The sequence below is a fragment of the Streptomyces sp. NPDC023157 genome (assembly GCF_055560575.1).
The window spans coordinates 268,869-286,947 of sequence record NZ_JBVHIL010000007.1; the positions used below are offsets into that span (position 1 = coordinate 268,869).

Consider the following 18,079-nt stretch of genomic DNA (forward strand, 5'->3'; position numbering starts at 1 on the left):
GACGGCAAGCCGGCTCATGCACGGACGTACGTCCGCTCCGGCGTCGGGGTCAGGACGGGTCGCCGTACTGGAGGCCGCGTCCGTTGGTGCCGATGTACACGCGGCCGTAGGCGTCGGGGTCGCCGGTGATGACGCCGACTCCGCCGATGCTGCCCCACTGGTGGGCGTCGTCGTTGACGCGGAGCCAGGTGGCGCCCTTGTCGGTGGAGCGGAAGACCCCGGTGACGTCCTTGACGGTGCCGATCAGGTACAGGGCCTGGTAGTCGGCGCCGGGTGCGGCCTTGCCGAAGCCGAGGGCGGAGGCGGACCTCACCGTGGTGAGCGTGGTGAAGGTGCGGCCGCCGTCGATGGAGTGCAGCAGCCCCTGGCCGCCCCCGGCGATCCACAGGTCTCCGGCGACGCCGGGGACGGCCGTGAGCCGGCCGGAGGGCAGGTTGCCGGCGCGGGCGGTGAAGGTCGCGCCGCCGTCCGTGCTGGCATGGAGCGTGCCGCCGGCCAGTGAGTAGAAGGTCCTGGCCGAGGAGCGGTCGGCGACGACCACGGCGTCGGCGCCCAGGCCACCGGCCTTCGACCAGCTCGCCCCCTTGTCGGCCGAGCGGTACGGGACCTGGCCGGCCTGGGTCCAGACGATGGTGGAGCCGTCCGCCGAGAGCGCGACACGGCCGTCCTGGGCGCCGGCCACCGGTTCCGTCGTGAAGCCGTTCCAGCTGATGCCGCCGTCGACGGAGTAGGCGCCGTCCTGCGCGCCGCCATGGCCGACGCGGACCATCAGCGAGGGGTCGGACTGGGCGAAGTCGATGTCGGTGCTGTTGGTCATCATCGGGTTCGTCAGCCGCCCGGCAGGCACCTTGGTCAGGTCGCCGTGGCGGAAACCGCCCTGGTCGCCCATGGCGGTGATGACGGCGGCCCCGCCGGGCGGGGCGATCGCGTCCATCAGTGCGGTCTCCTCAAGGCCCCGCGCTCCGACGGTCCAGTGGCTGGTGCCGCCGCTGTCGGTGGCGTCGGCGTCCTTGCTGCGCCAGATCCCGTTGCCGGTGCCGTACAGCACGTGCCCGGAGGCGAAGGGGTCGATGGCCAGGGCCGTCATCCAGTGCCCGACGCCGTGACCGACATAGGGGGCGGCGGAGGCATCCCGTACCGAGGTCGCGGCCTGCGCCTTCCACGTCGTACCGCCGTCGGTGGTGCGGTAGATCTCGTCCTCGGGCCACCAGCGGTCGAGCGTGGTGACCATCACCGTGGACGGCTTGCGCGGGTCGACGGCCAGGCCGGAGAACCCGTAGCCGCCCTGGGACGGGGAGACGTTCTTCCACGCCCCGCCGGCCGGTGTGTACTTCCACACCGAGCCTGCCGTCACGCCGTTGGGTCCGAGGGCGTCGGTGTACGTCAGGTACAGCGAACCGTCACCGGAGAGCACGCCGTGCTGCGGCAGCTGGCCGGCGGGCTGCCCGGAGACGGTCTGCCAGGTGCTGCCGCCGTCGGTGGAGCGGTACAGGGAGGTGGACTTGTCGGCGACGCCGACGTAGATCGTCCTGCTGCCGGCCGGACCGTACGTCACGAAGGAGATGCCCGCGCCGCTGCTCGCCCCGTCCTTGACGGGGAACGAGGAGACCTGCCGCCACGTCGCGCCGTGGTCGGTGCTGCGCCACAGGCCGTTCTTGCGGGTGCCGAGCAGCAGGGTGCGGTTGTCCGAGGGGTCGGTCACGAGCCGTTCGCCGGCCCCGCGGCCGTCCTCGTTGCCGCCCAGTTTGAAGGGGAGGTCGGTGCGCTGGAAGGTGCGGCCCCGGTCGGTGGAGCGCAGGATCGCGCCGTTGCCGGCCCAGTCGTTGGTGTAGGTGCCGGTCGCGAGGTAGAGGCGGTCGGGGTCGACGGGGTCGGTGGCCAGCGCGTCGATGCCCAGCAGGTTCCAGTCCTTCTCGCCGAGCCCGTCGGTCAGCGGGATCCACTGTTCGGCCGCGGTGTCCCAGCGGTAGGCGCCGCCCATGTCGGTACGCGCGTACAGCAGGCCTTTCTCCCGCGGGTTGAACACCAGACCGGTGACGTAACCGCCGCCCACCACCTGAGCGTTGTTCCACACGTACGGTCCGGTCCCGGTGGCCGGGGTCTCGGCCGTCCTCACCAGCTTCCACTGCTGGTTGGTGCTGCCGTGGCCGCGATACTGGATGACTGTCGCGCCGTCGGCCGTGGAGCCTCCGGAGACATCCAGGACCTGACCGCTGCTGCGGGAGGTGAAGGTGACGGCATCGGAACCGCTCACCTCGTCGATCCGCCATTCCTGGGCGGCGGAGGAGCTGTCGGTCTGCTGCTCGGCGGCAGCCGCCTGCGCGGTCGAGTCACCGGATATGCCCAGCATTTTGCCGCTGTTGCGGTTCACCAGCTCGTAGTAGCCGTCACCGGTGGGTCGCAGCCGCCACTGCTGGTTGGCGGTGTTCTGGTCGGTCCACTGCTGGATGCGGGTGCCGTCGGCGGTGGAGAAGGCGTTGACGTCCAGCGCCTTGCCGCTGCGTACGGAGACCAGTCGGTAGTAGGCGTTGCCGTCGACCGCCGCGGCCTGGGAGTGATCCTGCACGAACAGGAGATACGGCACGAGGACGGCGGGCACACCGAGCAGCAGTCCGGTCGCGGTGTAGCGACGGCGGTGACGCCCGCGGCGCCCGCCGTTCGTGGGGTTCTTCATGGGGGGTGTTCTCCTTGCGTAACCGTGGATCGGGCGGGTCAGCGCTGCAGGGTGAGGACACCCGGCCGGTACGGCAGTCGGTCGTAGGGGCCGCCCGCGGTGGGGGACTTGCCCTGGTAGAGGAACTGCAGGTCGCAGGGGTCGATGGTCATGGTCTGGTCGGGGTTGTCGCGGACCAGATCACCGTGGCTGATGTCGTTGGTCCAGGTGGCACCGCTGTTGGCCTTGCCCGCGAAGGGGCTGCTCTCGCTGCCGGCCTGCGGGGTCCACGAACCGCTCAGGCTGGGGGCCGTGAACGAGCGGAAGTAGCGCTGCTCGTTCGCACCCCGAGCCTCGACGATCATGAGGTACTGGTTCTGGTCCTGGACCTTGTAGACCTGCGGCGCCTCGAAGAGGTTCTTCGCCGTGTCGCTCATGACCGTCGTGTACGACGAGCCGAAGTTGCCCGGGAAGTTCCCGATCGGCATGCTCGCCCGGTAGATCTTGCCGTTGTCACCGGCGAAGAACAGGTACATGTTCCTCTCGTCGGCGATCAGGGTCTGGTCGATCGGGCCGGTGCCGGAGTCGGGGAGGCTTCCGGTGAACAGCGGCTGCGGCGCGGACCAGCCGTTGGGGTTGGTGGGGTCGCTCGACGTGCGGTAGCCGAAGGGCGACGCACCCCACTGGTACGCAAGGACCCAGATCTTCTTGGGCGCGAAGTAGAACAGCGTGGGCGCCACCGCGTTCTGGCTCATCCTGGTCTGGGCGGCCGACGCCATGTCCGACCAGTTCGTGAAGGGGCTGAACGCCATCGAGCCGTACGAGGTTCCCGACGCGCTGGACGCGTAGACCAGGTGCTTGCCGCCCAGCACCACGTGGGTGAAGTCCTTCACCGCGTCCCACCCGTTCGACGGCTGTGCGAGGGCACCCGTCGAACTCCACTTGTACGTCGACGGCAGGGCACACGTACCGCCGCCCGCTCCGAACGGGGCGGTCCACTTCTGGTTGTCGACGGAGGCGCAGGTGTACAGCTGGATCTTGGTGCCGTTCGTGGTGGCGGCGCCGACGGCGTCGAGGCACAGCCCGGACGGGACGCCGGTGATCGTCCCGTCGGCGTTGACGGTCCACTGCTGGTTGGCGCCGCCGTTGCAGTCCCAGACGACCACCGAGGTGCCGTTGGTGGTGCCCTTGCTCTTGGCGTCCAGGCACTTGTTGTCGTGGACCTTCAGCTGCTTGGCGGCGGTGTGGGTCCAGCGCTGGTTGGCCTGTCCGCTGCAGTCCCACAGTTGCGCCCGGGTGCCGTTGGCGGTGGCGGAGTCGGGGATGTCGATACAGCGGCCGGAGGCCATGCCCTTGATCTCCCCGGTTCCGTCGGTCGGCGGCTTGGCCGGGGTGGTACCGGATCCGGACTTGAGAGCGTTCATGACGGAGGTGTACGCGGGCTTGGGCTTGCCGTTGTTGTCGAACAGCAAGGGGCTTTCGCCGCTGCGCCAGGAGTCGCTGTCACGGACGCCCCACACCGTGATGCCGGTGCATCGGGTCACGGCCAGGCAGGTGCTGACCGCGTTCGCGTAGTGGGTGGGTGATGCCTGGGCGATGTCGAGCTCGGTGATCTGGACGTCGACGCCCAGGGCGGCGAAGCCGGCCAAGGTGGTCCTGAAGCTTGCCGGCGGGCCACCCGTCCCGAAGTGACTCTGGAACCCGACACAATCGATGGGCACGCCGCGGGACTTGAAGTCCTTGATCATGCGGTAGACGCCCTGGGTCTTGGCGTCCGACCAGTTCTCGATGTTGTAGTCGTTGTAGCAGAGCTTGGCCGAGGAGTCGGCCGCACGGGCAGTGCGGAACGCTTCCTCGATGAAGCCGTTGCCCAGCACCTTCTGGAAGACCGAGCTGCGGAGCTGGCCGCTGCCGCCGTCGGCGAATGCCTCGTTGACCACGTCCCAGGCGTAGATCTTGCCCTTGTAGTGGGTCATCTCGGTGGTGATGTGGTGGTTCATCACGCTGCGCAGCGTTCTCGCGTCGCGGATGGAGCCGACCCAGGAGGGGAGCTGCGAGTGCCAGACCGTGGTGTGGCCGCGCAGGCGCTGGCCGCGCGCCAGGGCACGATCGACGATCCGGTCCGCGGGGCCGAAGCTGAAACGGCCGCGGGACGGTTCGATGGCGTCCCACTTCATCTCGTTCTCCGGGGTGATCATGTTGAACTCCCGGTCGGCGATCGCGGTGTACGCGGGGTCGCCGAGCCTGCCGGCGGCCACAGCCGTGCCGAAGTACCTGCCCGAGGGGGCCGCCTGGGTTCCCAGGGCAGCGGCTCCGGCGGAGCTGGGGAGGAGCGTCACGACACCGGCCACCAGCGCCGTTGCCGACAGTCCTATCGCCCATGTCCGGCGTCGCCGGCGGAGCCGGTGCAGGCCCTTCATGATTCTCCTCGGGGGTCCTGCGTACCGGTCGCCCTGGGTTCGTGGGTGTGTTGCGTCATGGGAGGGGCTCTCTTCAGGGGATACGTGAGTGGGGGACGTCGGGACCCTGCCGCGCCGACACGTCGTGACGGGCGGCGGGAAGGACACCCCTGAAGTGGAGGCTTCCGAGCGCGCAGGCTCGTAACAGAAAAGTCGCACCGCCCGCAGGATTGCCCGGTGATGCATCTCTCGGGCAGAAAGCGTTATGCCGGATGCCGTGGCCCGGTCGTCCCCGCGACGCGCCGCACTGATCCGCGGTGAACGCCGGTCACGGCGCGGGGCGGGAACCGTGCGGGATCGCGCTGGAGGAGCACCAGTTGTGACTGCGCGACTCGGCCGGGATCGCCCGAGGAGCGGTGCTCAGGCCCCGGGGCTGCGCACGATGAAGGAAGCCTGGCCGGCGAAGGCCCGCGTGCCGTCGGAGCCGTCGAGCCAGATGCCGCCGTCGCGGTGGCGGAGGACCGATCCCGGATAGTTGTGCGCGTGCAGGGTCACGGACCCGGCGACCGCCCCGGGACGGGGACAGAAGGTCGCGTCCTCACGGAACAGCGCGCTGCCGTCGCCGGTGCTCAGCCGCAGCCGCAGGTAGGAGTGGCGAAGATACCGGCCGTCTGTGGCACGGAAGGTGACGCACCGTGCGTCGGCCAGGCCCCCCATGACCGTGAAGGTCACTCGCTGCCGTGTCTGCGTGCTGCTGGACGCGGCGACGCCGCCGAGCGTCGCGAAGTCGCCCGCATACGTGACGAACAGGCCAGGTCGGTCCGCGGACTCCAGCGACTGTGCGCCCAGGGGAACGGTGCCTGCGACGGCGGCCGGGCTCACCGGGGACGGACTCGCCGAGGACGGACTCGCCGAGGACGGTCCGGCCGACGTAGTGGTGCGCGAGGGGAGCGGCGTGGGAGTGGGGACCGTGGGAGCGGCGATGACGCCGGGCTCCCGAGGCGCCGGTTCGGGCCAGGCCGCGTAGGTGGCGGTCCCCGCGACGAGTACCGCACCGGTGGCGAGGCTCACCAGCGGATGAGCGGTCACCGCGTGGAGTTTGCCGATCAGCGCACCGTGCAGGCCGCCTCCTCCCGTCGCCGTGCTGACGGCGACAGGGGCCGCGGCCAGCCCGGCGGCGCTCGCCGCTGTGCCGGACAGCAGACCCTTGGCGGCCAGCGCGGCGATCAGTGCGGCCGGGACGGCCAGCGTCGCGAGACCGAGTGGCAGGAGCTCGGCCGGAACCCGCTCTGCCGACATCCCCATGCAGACCGGGCAGTCACGGGTGTGCCGCGCGATCCGCTTGCGCCACACCGATGCCTGGAGACCGTCCCAGCCGACGACGATCTCGTCCAACTGCCGGCATCGCGGGTCGGCCTCCAGCGCGGCGACGATCGTCCGGCACAGTTCCAGCTGCTCGCGCATGCGTTGCAGGCGCACCCCGACGTGGGCGACCGTGAGCCCCGTCGCGGCGGCGATGTCGTCACGGCTGAGCAGGCCGGCGCATTCCTGCCACCACAGCGACAGCAGCATCCGATGGTCCGGGTCGAGCCACCGGCCGGCTTCGACGACCCGACGGCGCTCGTCCGACACGTGCAGCCGCAGGATCGTCGCGTCCACGGGCTCGGCGCCGGCGTCCGGTATCTGGTGTGCCTCGTCGATGACCGTGGTCCGGTCGGCGAAGACGTGTTGCCGGTGCCAGTGGGTACGGAGCTGGCGGAGTGTGATCGACACCAGCCAGGACCGGAAGCTCTCCGGGGCACGCAGGGCAGGCAGGTCGCGCACCACGCGAAGCAGGGTTTCCTGGACGACGTCGTCGGCGTCGGCATGTCCGCTCAGCGCTCGCCCGACGATGTTGTAGACCAGCGGCAGGTACGCGGCGATCAACTCCTCGCGCGCCCGATCGTCACCGGCCTGCGCCGCGACAACCAGCTCCGCGTGGTCCGCGTCCATGAGCCCCATTCCCACCTTCTTCAGGGGAGCGATCCGCCGCATACGGCGGTGGCGCACCTGTCGCCGCGATCGGCGGCCCCGGAAACCGGCCGAAGCTTCTTCACGTCAGAACGAGCGTCAAGTGAGCGTCATCTCAGCGTCAAGGTATCACCCGTAACGCCCGCACCACCCATCAAGCGCACGCGCAAAACCGCAGGTCAGGCGTCCTTCTTCGCCGGCCCCAGGATCGCCACGCACCCCACGTGGCGCGTCCCGGAAGCATGGGCGGCAGAAACGTGGGGAGGGAAACCGCGGGTCAACGGTCCGTCATGCGCGCATCGCCCTGATCGTCGGCGGCCTGCGCCGGGCATCAGGCACTTCTCGGGCCGGCAGAAACGCGGCGCCTCCGGTCGACCCCAGCCGGTTTTCGGCCGCCAAGGGCTTGGCAGCGCGGGTCCGACTGCCTACCGTACGAGCAGAACATGAGTCGGACTCACATTTGAGGAACTACGTGATCACTCATCACCCCGAAGCCCGCCTCTGGCTCCTGAGCACCCCCGGCACCTCGTACGCCTTCCGGTTGGACGCCGACGACGTCCCCCGGCACGTGCACTGGGGCCGGCCGCTGAGCCTGGAACAGGCCGCCTCGGTCGCGGCCGACCTGCCCGCCGAGGACCCCGGCGGCGACGATCCCGGCGGTGAGGAGTACGGGGTGGAGGGCGGTCTGCGGTTCGGCGCGCCGTCACTGACCGTCCGGTTCGACGACGGCGTCCGCGGCTTCGAGTGGCGGTTCGTCTCGCACACGGTCGAGGACGACCTGCTCACGCTCTCCTTCACCGACCGTGTCCGCTCCCTCGACCTCGACCTCAACTACCGGGTCCGGGACGGTCATGACCAGATCGAGCGCTGGGCCGTCCTCACCGCGGGGGAGCCCGTGGACGTCCTCCGGTTCGATTCCGCCGCCTGGACACTGCCCGCCCGCCACGACTACCGGGTGAGCCATGTGATGGGCGAATGGGCCCGGGAGTTCCAGCTCCAGCGCGACCGGGTGCCCGTCGGGGAGACCGTGTTCACCAGCCGCCTCGGTATCACGGGACCGCACGCAGGACCCTGGCTGATGCTCGACGCGCACGACGCCACCGAGGAGCACGGCGAGGTCTGGAGCGCGGCCCTGGCCTGGAGCGGCAGCCGCCGCATCACCCTGCGCCGCGACCCCTACGGCCACGCCTCCTGGACCGGCGGATTCGGGCACGAGGGGCTGGTCTGGAAGCTGGGCGCCGGAGAGCGTCTGGAGACCCCCGTCTTCACCGGTCTGTACGCCCCTGACGGCTTCGGCGGCACCAGCCGCCGCTGGCACGCCTACATCGAGCGTCAGGTGCTCCCCGCCCGCCCCGCCGAACGCCCTCTCATCTTCAACTCCTGGGAGGCGACCGAGTTCGACATCAGCGAGCAGCAGCAGCGGGAGCTCGCCGAACTGGCCGCCGGTCTCGGCGTCGAGGTCTTCGTCGTGGACGACGCCTGGTTCGGCGCCCGCACCAGCGACCGGGCCGGGCTCGGCGACTGGTGGCCGAGCCCCGACCGCTTCCCGCACGGTCTGGGCCCGCTCGCGGATCACGTCCGTTCACTCGGCATGGGGTTCGGCCTGTGGGTGGAGCCCGAGGCGGTCAACCCCGACAGCGACCTCTTCCGTACGCACCCCGACTGGATACTCCACCAGGAAGGCCGGGCCCGTACGCAGCGGCGCAACCAGCACGTGCTGAACTTCGCCCGTCGCGACGTCCGGGAGTGGGCGGTGGAATGGCTGGTCAGGACCGTCACCGAGCTGGACGTGGCCTTCCTCAAATGGGACATGAACCGGCCCTTCAGCGAGGCCGGGCAGCCCGGGGCCGCCGACCCCGACCGGGTCTGGATCGAGCACACCCTCGGGGTCTACGAGGTGATGGACCGGTTGCGCGCCGCCCGCCCCGGCCTGTACCTGGAGTCGTGCGCGGGCGGCGGAGGCCGGGCCGACCTCGGTGTGCTGGCCCGCGCAGACCAGGTCTGGACGTCGGACAACACCGACGCTGTCGACCGTATCGCCATCCAGCACGGCCATGGTCAGCTGCTGCCCGCCCGCACCATGGGCGCCTGGGTCACCGACAGCCCGCACGCCTTCACCGCCCGTGCGACGCCCATCCGGTACCGCTTCCATGTCTCGATGGCCGGGGCGATGGGCATCGGCGGCGACCTCAGGAAGTGGAGCGAGGAGGATCGCGGCTGGGCCCGGATGCTGGTCGAGCAGTACAAGCGCATCCGGCCCGTGGTGCACGGTGGCGTCCAGTACCGGCTTGAGGGCGACGCGGTGCAGTACGTCACCGAGGACGAAGTCGTCGTCTTCCAGTTCCAGCCGTCCGCGTCCGCGCGGTCGGCCGCCCGTACCCGGCTGAAGGGTCTCGACCCCGAGGCCCACTACCGGGACGAGGCCACCGGTGCCGTCCACGCGGGCGCCGTCCTGCTCGGCCACGGCCTGCCGCCGTTGCTTGCCTTCGACTGGACGAGCGAGCTCGTCCATCTCAGGAGAGTGCCCCGATGAGCCTCGCCCCCGAGCGGTCCGAGCAACCCGAGCAGCCGGAGCAGCCCGGTTCCCCCGCCGAGCCCGTCCGTCCGGTCGGCCGCGGCTGGATCACCCTGTACGTCCTGGGCAACGTCGGCTTGTTCATCCCGATGCTGGTGCCGACCACGCTCCTGATGCCCGAGCAGATCGCCGAGATCGATCCGGCGGGAAAGGTCGGCAGTTACGCCTGGGTCAGCGTGATGGGCGCGATCTCGGGAATCGTCCTCGCGCCGCTGGCCGGCGCCCTCAGCGACCGCACCACGAGCCGGTTCGGCCGGCGCCGGCCGTGGATGGCCGTCGGCGCCCTGATCTACATGGCGGTGCTGGTCTTCCTCGGCCTCCAGACGACGGTCGGCGGCGTCGCGATCGGCTCCTTCGCACTGTCCGCCGCCTGCATGATCATCGGTGCCGGACTCTCCCCGGTGGTGCCCGACCAGGTCCCGGCCGGTCAGCGCGGTATGGTCCTCGGCTGGGCCACGGCCCCGCAGGCCGGCGGCCTGATCGTGGGCGGACTGCTGGTCGGCCTGGTCGCGAGCTTCTCCGGGCAGTACCTGCTGCTTTCCGCGTTTCCGCTGCTGATCCTGCTGTTCGCGGCAACCCTGAAGGACCCGCCGCTTCCCGTACGGCAACGCGAGCCGTTCTCGCTGCGCACCTTCCTGGACGGCTATCGGATCAGCCCGCGCGAGCACCCCGACTTCATCTGGGCGATGAGCTCCCGGTTCGCCATGGGCCTCGGCTATGGCCTCGGCACGCTCTACCTGCCGTACTTCCTGGATGACGTAGTGCACTACGAGGAGTTGTTCCCAGGCCGGTCGACCGACGACGGCCTGCTCATCGTGATCGGCGTCAACTCGGTGGCCACGGTCTCGACGGTCGTGCTCGGAGGCTGGCTCTCCGACAGGCTGGGCAGGCGACGGATGCCGGTCTTCCTCGGCGGCCTCACGATGGCCGTCGCCGCGATCCCTCTCGCGCTGTCGCCCACGTGGACCATGACGCTGGTCGCGGCCGTCATCCTGGGCCTGGGCTACGGCGTGTACCTGTCCGTCGACACCGCCCTGATCACTGAGGTGCTGCCCGCCTCGGCGGACCGCAGCAAGGACATGGCGCTGGCCAACCTGATGACCTCCCTGCCGTACGTCCTGGTTCCCCCCATCGCCTCGGTCGTGCTCGGCAGTCTGGGCGGCTACCGCTCGCTGTTCTTCTGTTCCGCAGGCCTGTCCGTGGTGGGCGCGGCCCTGGTCTGGAAGGTCAGGAGTGTCCGCTGAGCCGGGAGCACCCGCTGGGCTCCGTCGGCGGGTGTCATCGGAGCCGGTCGTCGAGATAGCTGTTGAGCACGCGTTTGCACTCGGCGATCAGCCGGGCGTCACCGTTCGGATCGGCGGCGAACGCGAGCTTCAGCACGCTGTCCGCGCATTCGAGCGCCACCCGCACAGCGATGTCGAGGTCGGCGTCGTCCTGCCCCCCGGTCAGGGAGGCGGTGAGTGAGCGCAGCCTGCCGGCGACCGCGGTGTTGTTGTCCAGGGTCGGCTCCAGGACGTGGTCCTGTCCCACCGCGCCGAAGTCGACCACGCCGAACCCGGCGATCGTCCGGCGCATGACGACGAACTCGTCGACGGTCACCTCCACGATGCCCGGGATGCCTTCGGGCTCCTCCCGCTCAAGGCGGCCCGCGACCCGCGCCATGAAGGACTCCAGGTTGCGGACGGCGAGCTCACCGATCAGCCCCTCCTTGTCGGAGAAGAACTGGTAGAAGGTGCCGATGGGCACGTCGGCCCTGCGAGCCACCTCCTTGGTGGTCAGCGCGGCATAACCGACCTCGTCCAGAAGTTCGGCGCAGGCGTCAAGCAGCCGTTCGAAGCGTTCGGCGCTGCGCTTCTGGACCGGCAGCCTGCGCAGCGTCCCTGCATTGCGGTCTTGATTCACGCTTCCATCATCCCACCCCAACAGCTAACGTGAGCCCAGCTCATGTTTCAGGAGGTTAGTCGTGACGCTGAACCATCTCCCCGCCGACTTCATCTGGGGCGCCTCGACGGCGTCGTACCAGATCGAGGGCGCCACCAAGGAGGAAGGTCGCGGGCCGTCGATCTGGGACACCTTCACCGCCCGACCCGGTACGGTCCGCGACGGGCACACCGGTGACGTGGCCTGCGACCACTACCACCGGTACGAGGAGGACCTCGCGCTGATGGCCGAGGCCGGCCTCACCGGCTACCGCTTCTCCATCGCCTGGCCCAGGATCCGGCCGACCGGCACGGGCGGGGTCAACCGCCAGGGCCTGGACTTCTACGACCGGCTGGTCGACGGCCTGCTCGCACGCGGCATCGAACCCGTCCCGACCCTCTACCACTGGGACCTCCCCCAGGGCCTCGAGGACGAAGGCGGCTGGCTGAACCGCGACACCGCGTACCGCTTCGCCGATTACACCGCGGTCATGGCCGACCGGCTCGGCGACCGAGTCCAGAAATGGATCACGCTCAACGAGCCGTTCATCCACACGGTCTGGGGCTATGGCCTCGGGACCCACGCGCCGGGCCGCGCCCTCTTCCTGGACTGCCTCCCCGTCGCCCACCACCAACTACTGGCCCATGGGCTGGCGTTGGGAGAACTGCGGGCGCGCGGTCTCCAGGTGATGATCGCCAACAACTGCACCCCGGTCTGGCCCGCATCGGACGCTGCCGCCGACATCGCCGCTGCGGGCGCCTACGATGCCCTGCACAACCGCCTGTTCAACGATCCGATCTTCACGGGCACCTACCCCGACCTGTCCGCCTTCGGTGCGGACGCCACCCTCGGCGGATCCGTCCAGGACGGTGACCTCGAACTGATCTCGGCCCCGCTGGACGCGCTCGGCATCAACTACTACAACCCGACCCGCATCCAGGCGCCGACGTCCGAAGGGCTGCCCTTCGAGGACGCCCCCATCGAGGGCTTCCGTCGCACCGCCTTCGACTGGCCCGTCGTCCCCGACGGGCTACGGGAACTGCTCGTCGGCCTCAAGGATCGCTACCCGGCACTCCCGCCCGTCTACATCACCGAGAACGGCTGCTCGGTCGAGGACGTCGTCACCGAGGACGGCGCCGTCCTCGACCACGACCGCATCGACTACCTGGACACCCACCTCCAGGCCGTCGACGCCGCCGTGGCCCAAGGCGTGGACGTCCGCGGCTACTTCACCTGGACCTTGATCGACAACTTCGAATGGGCCGAGGGCTTCCACCAGCGCTTCGGCCTCGTCCACGTCGACCACGACACCCAGGTCCGTACCCCGAAGGCGTCCTTCGCGTGGTATCGCGACCTGATCCGCGCTCAGCGCGGTTGAGCCGCCGACGCGGACGAGGGGACTGCTCGCAAGGTCCGAGTCATGGCGCAACTGGGCAGGCGACGAAGAGGTCCGGCCCGCGCGCGTCCGCCGGCCGGGGAGCTCGGCCTCGCACCGGGGATCACGGGGGACATCGACCGGCAGACCGTCTCCGGGGCGATCTCCACCGGGACTCACGGCTCGGGCCCGCGGTTCGGCGGTATCGCCACGCAGGTCACGTAACGCCCACACGGCACCTACCGCGCACCCGCAAAACCGCAGGTCAGGCGTCCTTCTTCACCGGCTCCAGGATCGCCACGCACTCCACGTGGTGCGTCCCTGAGAACACATTGAGAAGCAAGCGACGGGGCAGATCCGCAGGCCAGAGTCTCCGTTTCGTCGACGCGAGGAGCTCTGTGCGTCAGAGGAGCGTCACCAGCTCCCCACACACGAGGCCGTTGACCAGCTCGGGCGCGTGATCCATAGCCTGTTCTAGGATGGCGAAGACCATCTCAGCGGCCCGACGGGCTTCCGCTCCACTTCCGTGGAACCGAAGGACATGCCCCCCACCCGCACGAGCTACTTCGTGCTGCCTGGGGGCACTTCCTTGCTGTTCCGTGAGTCCGCGGCGTCGTTGGCCAACCGCACCCACCTTGAAGGACAGCTGACCGAGCTCCTGACCGAGAACTTCCTGCACAAGCACCGCCATCGGCCCCAGCCGTCGGAGGTGCGCTCCTGGGAGCGGAGTATCCCGGCGCTCACCAACGCGCTCGTGGAAGCCGGCCTCGGTGAAGTCGAGATGATGTTGGAGTACTCGCTGCCCCTGACCAGCAAGCGCGCTGACGTGATACTTGCTGGTGTTCATCCGAGTACCGAAGAGCCTTCGTACGTGGTGGTCGAGCTGAAGCAGTGGAGCGAGGCGTACCCGGCGGAGGACGATCCTCTGCTGTGCCGCATCGACGCATACCCGGATCCGGTCCTCAACCCGATCGAGCAGGTGCGCGGCTACTGCGACTACCTCATCTCGTTCAACGGAGCGCTGGAGCGGATCCCCGACTCGGTCGCGGGGGTCGCCTACTTGCACAACGCGACCGACTTCGGGGTCGCGGGGCTCCGCGCCGTCACCGAGGACGATCGGGGCCGGATGTTCACCGGCGACCAGCGTGGTGCATTCCTCGGCTACCTCCGCTCCAGGCTGGCGGCGAAGCCGGGTGCCGAGGCCGCCGACGCCCTGCTGCAGGGCAAGGTGCGGCCATCGAGGCAGCTGATGGCCGTTGCCGCCGAAGAGGTGCGCAACCGGGAGCAGTTCGTGTTGCTGGACGAACAGCGGCTCGCCTACGAAACGGTCATGTCGGCAGTTCGGCAGGCCCGGCGGTCCAACCGCAAGCAGGTCGTCGTCGTGGCCGGCGGGCCAGGCTCCGGCAAGAGCGTGATCGCCCTCTCCCTGTTGGGCGACCTCTATCGGCGCGGGGTACCGGCCTTGCATGCCACCGGATCGCAGTCCTTCACCAAGACGATGCGTAAGGTCGCCGGTGCCCGTAAGCCGGAGGTCCAGCGGCTCTTCCGCTACTTCAACAGCTTCATGGAGGCTGAGCCGAACGACCTGGACGTGCTGGTCTGCGACGAGGCACACCGGCTACGCAAAACCTCCGCGAACCGCTACACGAAGGCGACCCTGCGGACTGGCCGACCGCAGGTGGCGGAGCTGATGGACGCCGCGCGAGTTCCGGTGTTCCTGCTGGACCAGCACCAGGTGGTGCGTCCGGGCGAGATGGGAACCGTGGAGCAGATCCAGGCCGCCGCGACCGAACAGGGTCTGGACTGCACGGTGGTGAATCTCGACAGCCAGTTCCGGTGCGGCGGAAGCGACGCCTACCTGCGCTGGGTGGTCGACCTGCTGGGGCTCGAAGGAAACGCGCCCACCGCGTGGGAGCCGGACGACAAGGTACAGCTCCTGACCGCGGACACCCCCCAGGAACTCGAGGACTTCCTGGCTGCCCGACGAGCCCAGGACTACGGTGCGCGCATGTCCGCGGGCTACTGCTGGAAGTGGACGACAAAGATCACTTCCAGCATGCACACCCTGCCCACCGACGTGGTCATCGGCGACTGGGCCAGGCCATGGAACCTCTATGGCGACCGCGCCCTGCTCGGCGCCCCACCGGCCCCCCCCTCTGGGCCACCGACCCAGCAGGGTTCGGACAGGTCGGATGCGTCTACACCGCGCAGGGCTTCGAGTACGACTGGTCCGGCGTGATCATGGGTCCGGACCTCGTCTGGCGTACGTACCGATGGGTGGTGGACCGAAGCGCCTCCAAGGACCCGTCCTTCACCAAGGCCACCGCAGACCAGGACGTCGACCGTCTCGTCCGCAACACGTACAAAGTGTTGCTGACCCGGGGCATGATCGGCACGATCATCTACTCGACGGACCCGGAAACCCGTGAAAAGCTCCGCTCGCTGATTCCCCTGACGCTCTGACCGTCGCAAGCACCCGGGCCTTGCCCAGTCTGCGAATGTGACTGCGACTGCGGAATCCACACCCCCCGCGTCGGCTCACGAGCTAGCATGATCGTGCTGCGCACCTTCCCGGAGGGTACGAGGCTGCGGTTCCTGAGCTCTCCCCAATGAGCTGCGGGTGAGGAATGGTTGTGCCCGTCGTGTGGTGACGTGCGACGTGAGCGTGGATGCCCGGTAGGGCGTCCCCCTGCCATTCCGATCTCACTGCTTTGGAGTGGCCATGACCTCAGTCGAGTGCAAGCCTGCGCCTCGTGAACGGATCCGCGAGATCCTGATCGAGATCGCCGCCGCGGTCGTCTCCAATCTCTTGGTGACGGCCCTGGTGGCGATGGCGGGTCTGCTCTTCTAGTGCAGGCCGGTGGCGGGCCCGGTGAGTCCGCCACCTCACTCATTCGACAGCTCTTGTCAGAACAGCCTCATCTCAGGGGCCTGCGACCCCCCACTCTTCTGACCTCTCCCCTTGCCCTTGCCCCGACCCCGCCCTCGGCCAGGCCTGGGCAGATGCGGTGTACGCGCCTCCACCGGCAGGTTCTCCCACGTGGGACGCAGCCCGTGAATCTCGACTTTTCCGACGAGGTCCTTGAGATAGTCCCGGGTCTCCTGGTCCGTGGAATAGAGCACCGTGGCGCGACTGGCACGGGTCATCAGCACGTGATAGGCGTGCCGCACAAGACGCGCGAACTCGTCATTGTCGACGCTGCCGGGCTTCACCTTGGGATCGAACGAACCGGGCTCGGCGACCCGCTTGATACCCGGCTTCTCTGTCTTGAGCTCCTTGCCCCGCCGAAACACCCACTGGTCACCGCGACGCACCATGTCATCACCCATGATCACCCCGCACCAGTCCCATTCGAGTCCCTGCGCGGTGTAGACGCAGCCGATTTGTCCCATGCCGTTCTCGTGCACGGACCAGATCCTCGACGGCGGTGCCCCGTCCTCGCAGAAGCTGTCGCTGTCTGCGTTCCACGGCCGGTGCCACTCACCGATGCGGACGTCGGCCTCCAGCCGTCGCTCCTTGCCGAGCGGCTTCGTCCACGGCCAGCAGTAGCCGGCGACCATGCGCCCAGATGCACCGGCCAGCACTTCTGTCCGAATGATCTGCTCGAGTTCTTCCGGCGTGTCCGCTACTTCGATATGCATCAGTCCGTCGGGGCGCCATTCGTCGAGCTTCTCGTCCGTCACGCCGAGCAACGCCTTCACCCAACGAACGTAGGCGTCGCTGCCTCCGCATCGGAACTGCTCCCTCAATTTGTATCGAATGACAAGAGCATTGTGCCGTTCGGCCGCATCCTTGATCAGATCGACGGTTCCAACATCGTTCGGCCTCACGGACTGTCCCTCGTCCAGAAAGAACACCGTCAACCGGGAAGCGGCAAGGAGCTCATCGACCTGCGGGCCCGTGCCCTGCTCCTCGAGTTTCAAGAACCGATTAGTCGACCGGTCCCGGAGCCGGTGTGCCTCATCGCAGATCAGCACGTCCAGGAGCGGGTCGGGTGGAGTGACGAAGCTGCTGAAGTAGGTGAACGTCTCCCTGAACTGCCGGTCCCCGTAGCCGACGTGTTCTTGAAGGGATCCGTTGAAAGCCCTGCTGCCGCTGGCGTACTTGACCGTACGGCCTTGGGCCTCCAGCTCTGCCTTTATCTGGAGGCCGATGGCGCTCTTCCCGGTTCCCGCCCCACCCGTCACGAGGAAGACCACACGCCGCTCGTCCGGTACCAGGGCGGGATGTCGAGGATCCGGTAGGACCCTCGAAGCAGTCTCCAGAACTTGATCCGCGACCTCCTTCTGCCGCCCTCGCAGAGTGAAGACGGTGTCGGCTCCGCGGGACCAGATCATGGCATCGACGAGCGGAGTATTGCGCAGGCCATGCTCTGCAGCATCCGCTCTGCCGTGGAGGCTGCACCGCCCTCCGCGAAGTTCATCCTGAGGTCGGACAACAACTGCTCGCGTCGGTCACTCGTGTAGACGCGGGCGTAGGCCCCTGTCGGCGCGTCCACGTCGATCAGGGTTCTTACGGATTCGTCGGTGGCGTTGTGCAGGTAGGCGAAACCGCCGCATTCGAAGTCGGCACCTTGGAACGGACCTCGAGGGCTCGTGAACGCCTCATAGTTCGCGCGCAGTTGCAGCGCCGGATGCTTCTTTTTCTCTTTGATTCCCGGCACATGCAAAAGGTCCGCGGTCGCCCGTTCCACCCGGCTCACCGTCGACCAACGTTTCAACTCGACCAACTGCACGGAGGGCACCTGGCGCTCTGGATGGCGCCCCACCAGAACGACGTCGACAAGGCGGGGATCGCCGGGGCAGACCGCCTCGTCGAGGGTGGCCGCACACTCGACGATCATCTCCACGTTCCCCCGTCCCGCTGCGACCAGGTCGCTCGCGAGGCTCACCAGGCTCTCCGCCCAGGCAGAACGCTCCGACTCCGAGGCGTCCGCTCCCCGGAAGTAGCGCCATCGGGCGGCAAGATGCGGCACCATCCGGTCGCGCGAGTCGAGAGTGAGCAGATCCTGAGCCGACAGTCTCAGAAGGAGCATGGACACGAGATGGTTCCCCCAGGGCACGAGTGACTCGTGCGGGTGGGGGCATGTCCTGTCCAGGAAGCCCGTCGGGCCGCAGTTCGGTTGTGGTGATCTTAGGTAGTGCCT

At 68.7% G+C, this 18,079-nt stretch carries 10 protein-coding genes and 1 pseudogene; 5 read left to right on the plus strand and 6 right to left on the minus strand.

Annotated features, from left to right (window positions below; translation table 11 throughout):
- Positions 1-49: 49 nt before the first annotated feature.
- From ACZ3ZE_RS25840 to ACZ3ZE_RS25850, 3 genes are all read right to left on the minus strand, one after another.
- Complete coding sequence (locus ACZ3ZE_RS25840) at positions 50-2,674, minus strand: RICIN domain-containing protein (protein ID WP_467260851.1); 2,625 nt, start codon at positions 2,672-2,674, stop codon at positions 50-52.
- A 38-nt stretch (positions 2,675-2,712) separates the two neighbouring features.
- The gene (locus tag ACZ3ZE_RS25845) at positions 2,713-5,073 is read right to left on the minus strand and encodes a non-reducing end alpha-L-arabinofuranosidase family hydrolase (protein WP_467260853.1); all 2,361 of its coding nucleotides are present in this window, start codon (positions 5,071-5,073) and stop codon (positions 2,713-2,715) included.
- A 399-nt stretch (positions 5,074-5,472) separates the two neighbouring features.
- Entirely contained in the window at positions 5,473-7,044 is a 1,572-nt protein-coding gene (locus ACZ3ZE_RS25850) for a sigma-70 family RNA polymerase sigma factor (RefSeq protein ID WP_467260854.1), read from the minus strand.
- A 490-nt stretch (positions 7,045-7,534) separates the two neighbouring features.
- Between ACZ3ZE_RS25850 and ACZ3ZE_RS25855 the strand changes: the two genes are divergently transcribed.
- Together ACZ3ZE_RS25855 and ACZ3ZE_RS25860 are read left to right on the plus strand one after the other, a co-directional pair.
- Positions 7,535-9,595: an alpha-galactosidase gene (locus ACZ3ZE_RS25855; protein WP_467260856.1), complete on the plus strand. Its 2,061-nt coding sequence runs from the start codon at positions 7,535-7,537 to the stop codon at positions 9,593-9,595.
- Positions 9,592-10,881, plus strand: coding sequence for an MFS transporter (locus ACZ3ZE_RS25860; protein ID WP_467260858.1), 1,290 nt, complete (start codon positions 9,592-9,594; stop codon positions 10,879-10,881). Before ACZ3ZE_RS25855 ends, ACZ3ZE_RS25860 begins: the two co-directional genes overlap by 4 nt.
- A 34-nt stretch (positions 10,882-10,915) precedes the next feature.
- Here the strand turns inward: ACZ3ZE_RS25860 and ACZ3ZE_RS25865 are convergent, their stop codons facing one another.
- Positions 10,916-11,539: a TetR/AcrR family transcriptional regulator gene (locus ACZ3ZE_RS25865; protein ID WP_361624748.1), complete on the minus strand. Its 624-nt coding sequence runs from the start codon at positions 11,537-11,539 to the stop codon at positions 10,916-10,918.
- 61 nt (positions 11,540-11,600) lie between these two features.
- Here ACZ3ZE_RS25865 and ACZ3ZE_RS25870 point away from each other — a divergent pair, with 61 nt between their 5' ends.
- From ACZ3ZE_RS25870 to ACZ3ZE_RS25880, 3 genes and pseudogenes are all read left to right on the plus strand, one after another.
- Positions 11,601-12,935 carry a GH1 family beta-glucosidase gene (locus ACZ3ZE_RS25870; protein WP_361178688.1) on the plus strand — a complete coding sequence of 445 codons (1,335 nt, stop codon included), beginning with the start codon at positions 11,601-11,603 and terminating at the stop codon, positions 12,933-12,935.
- Positions 12,936-13,521: 586 nt separating this feature from the next.
- Positions 13,522-15,395, plus strand: a pseudogene (locus ACZ3ZE_RS25875) (DNA/RNA helicase domain-containing protein).
- 259 nt (positions 15,396-15,654) lie between these two features.
- Positions 15,655-15,783: a DUF6408 family protein gene (locus ACZ3ZE_RS25880; RefSeq protein ID WP_467260859.1), complete on the plus strand. Its 129-nt coding sequence runs from the start codon at positions 15,655-15,657 to the stop codon at positions 15,781-15,783.
- Between the two features lie 56 nt (positions 15,784-15,839).
- On the opposite strand, the gene ACZ3ZE_RS25885 is transcribed toward ACZ3ZE_RS25880, so the two are convergent.
- Both ACZ3ZE_RS25885 and ACZ3ZE_RS25890 read right to left on the minus strand, forming a co-directional pair.
- Positions 15,840-17,132, minus strand: a complete 1,293-nt coding sequence (locus ACZ3ZE_RS25885; protein WP_467260861.1) for a DUF2075 domain-containing protein — start codon at positions 17,130-17,132, stop codon at positions 15,840-15,842.
- A gap of 134 nt (positions 17,133-17,266) precedes the next feature.
- Entirely contained in the window at positions 17,267-17,974 is a 708-nt protein-coding gene (locus tag ACZ3ZE_RS25890) for a hypothetical protein (protein WP_467260863.1), read from the minus strand.
- Between the last annotated feature and the right edge of the window lie 105 nt (positions 17,975-18,079).

Excerpts from the sequence above, each read along its gene's own strand:
- ACZ3ZE_RS25840 (WP_467260851.1), bottom strand. The coding sequence starts at position 2,674 with ATGAAGAACCCCACGAACGGCGGGCGCCGCGGGCGTCACCGCCGTCGC.
- ACZ3ZE_RS25845 (WP_467260853.1), bottom strand. The coding sequence starts at position 5,073 with ATGAAGGGCCTGCACCGGCTCCGCCGGCGACGCCGGACATGGGCGATA.
- ACZ3ZE_RS25850 (WP_467260854.1), bottom strand. The coding sequence starts at position 7,044 with ATGGACGCGGACCACGCGGAGCTGGTTGTCGCGGCGCAGGCCGGTGAC.
- ACZ3ZE_RS25860 (WP_467260858.1), top strand. The coding sequence starts at position 9,592 with ATGAGCCTCGCCCCCGAGCGGTCCGAGCAACCCGAGCAGCCGGAGCAG.
- ACZ3ZE_RS25880 (WP_467260859.1), top strand. The coding sequence starts at position 15,655 with ATGACCTCAGTCGAGTGCAAGCCTGCGCCTCGTGAACGGATCCGCGAG.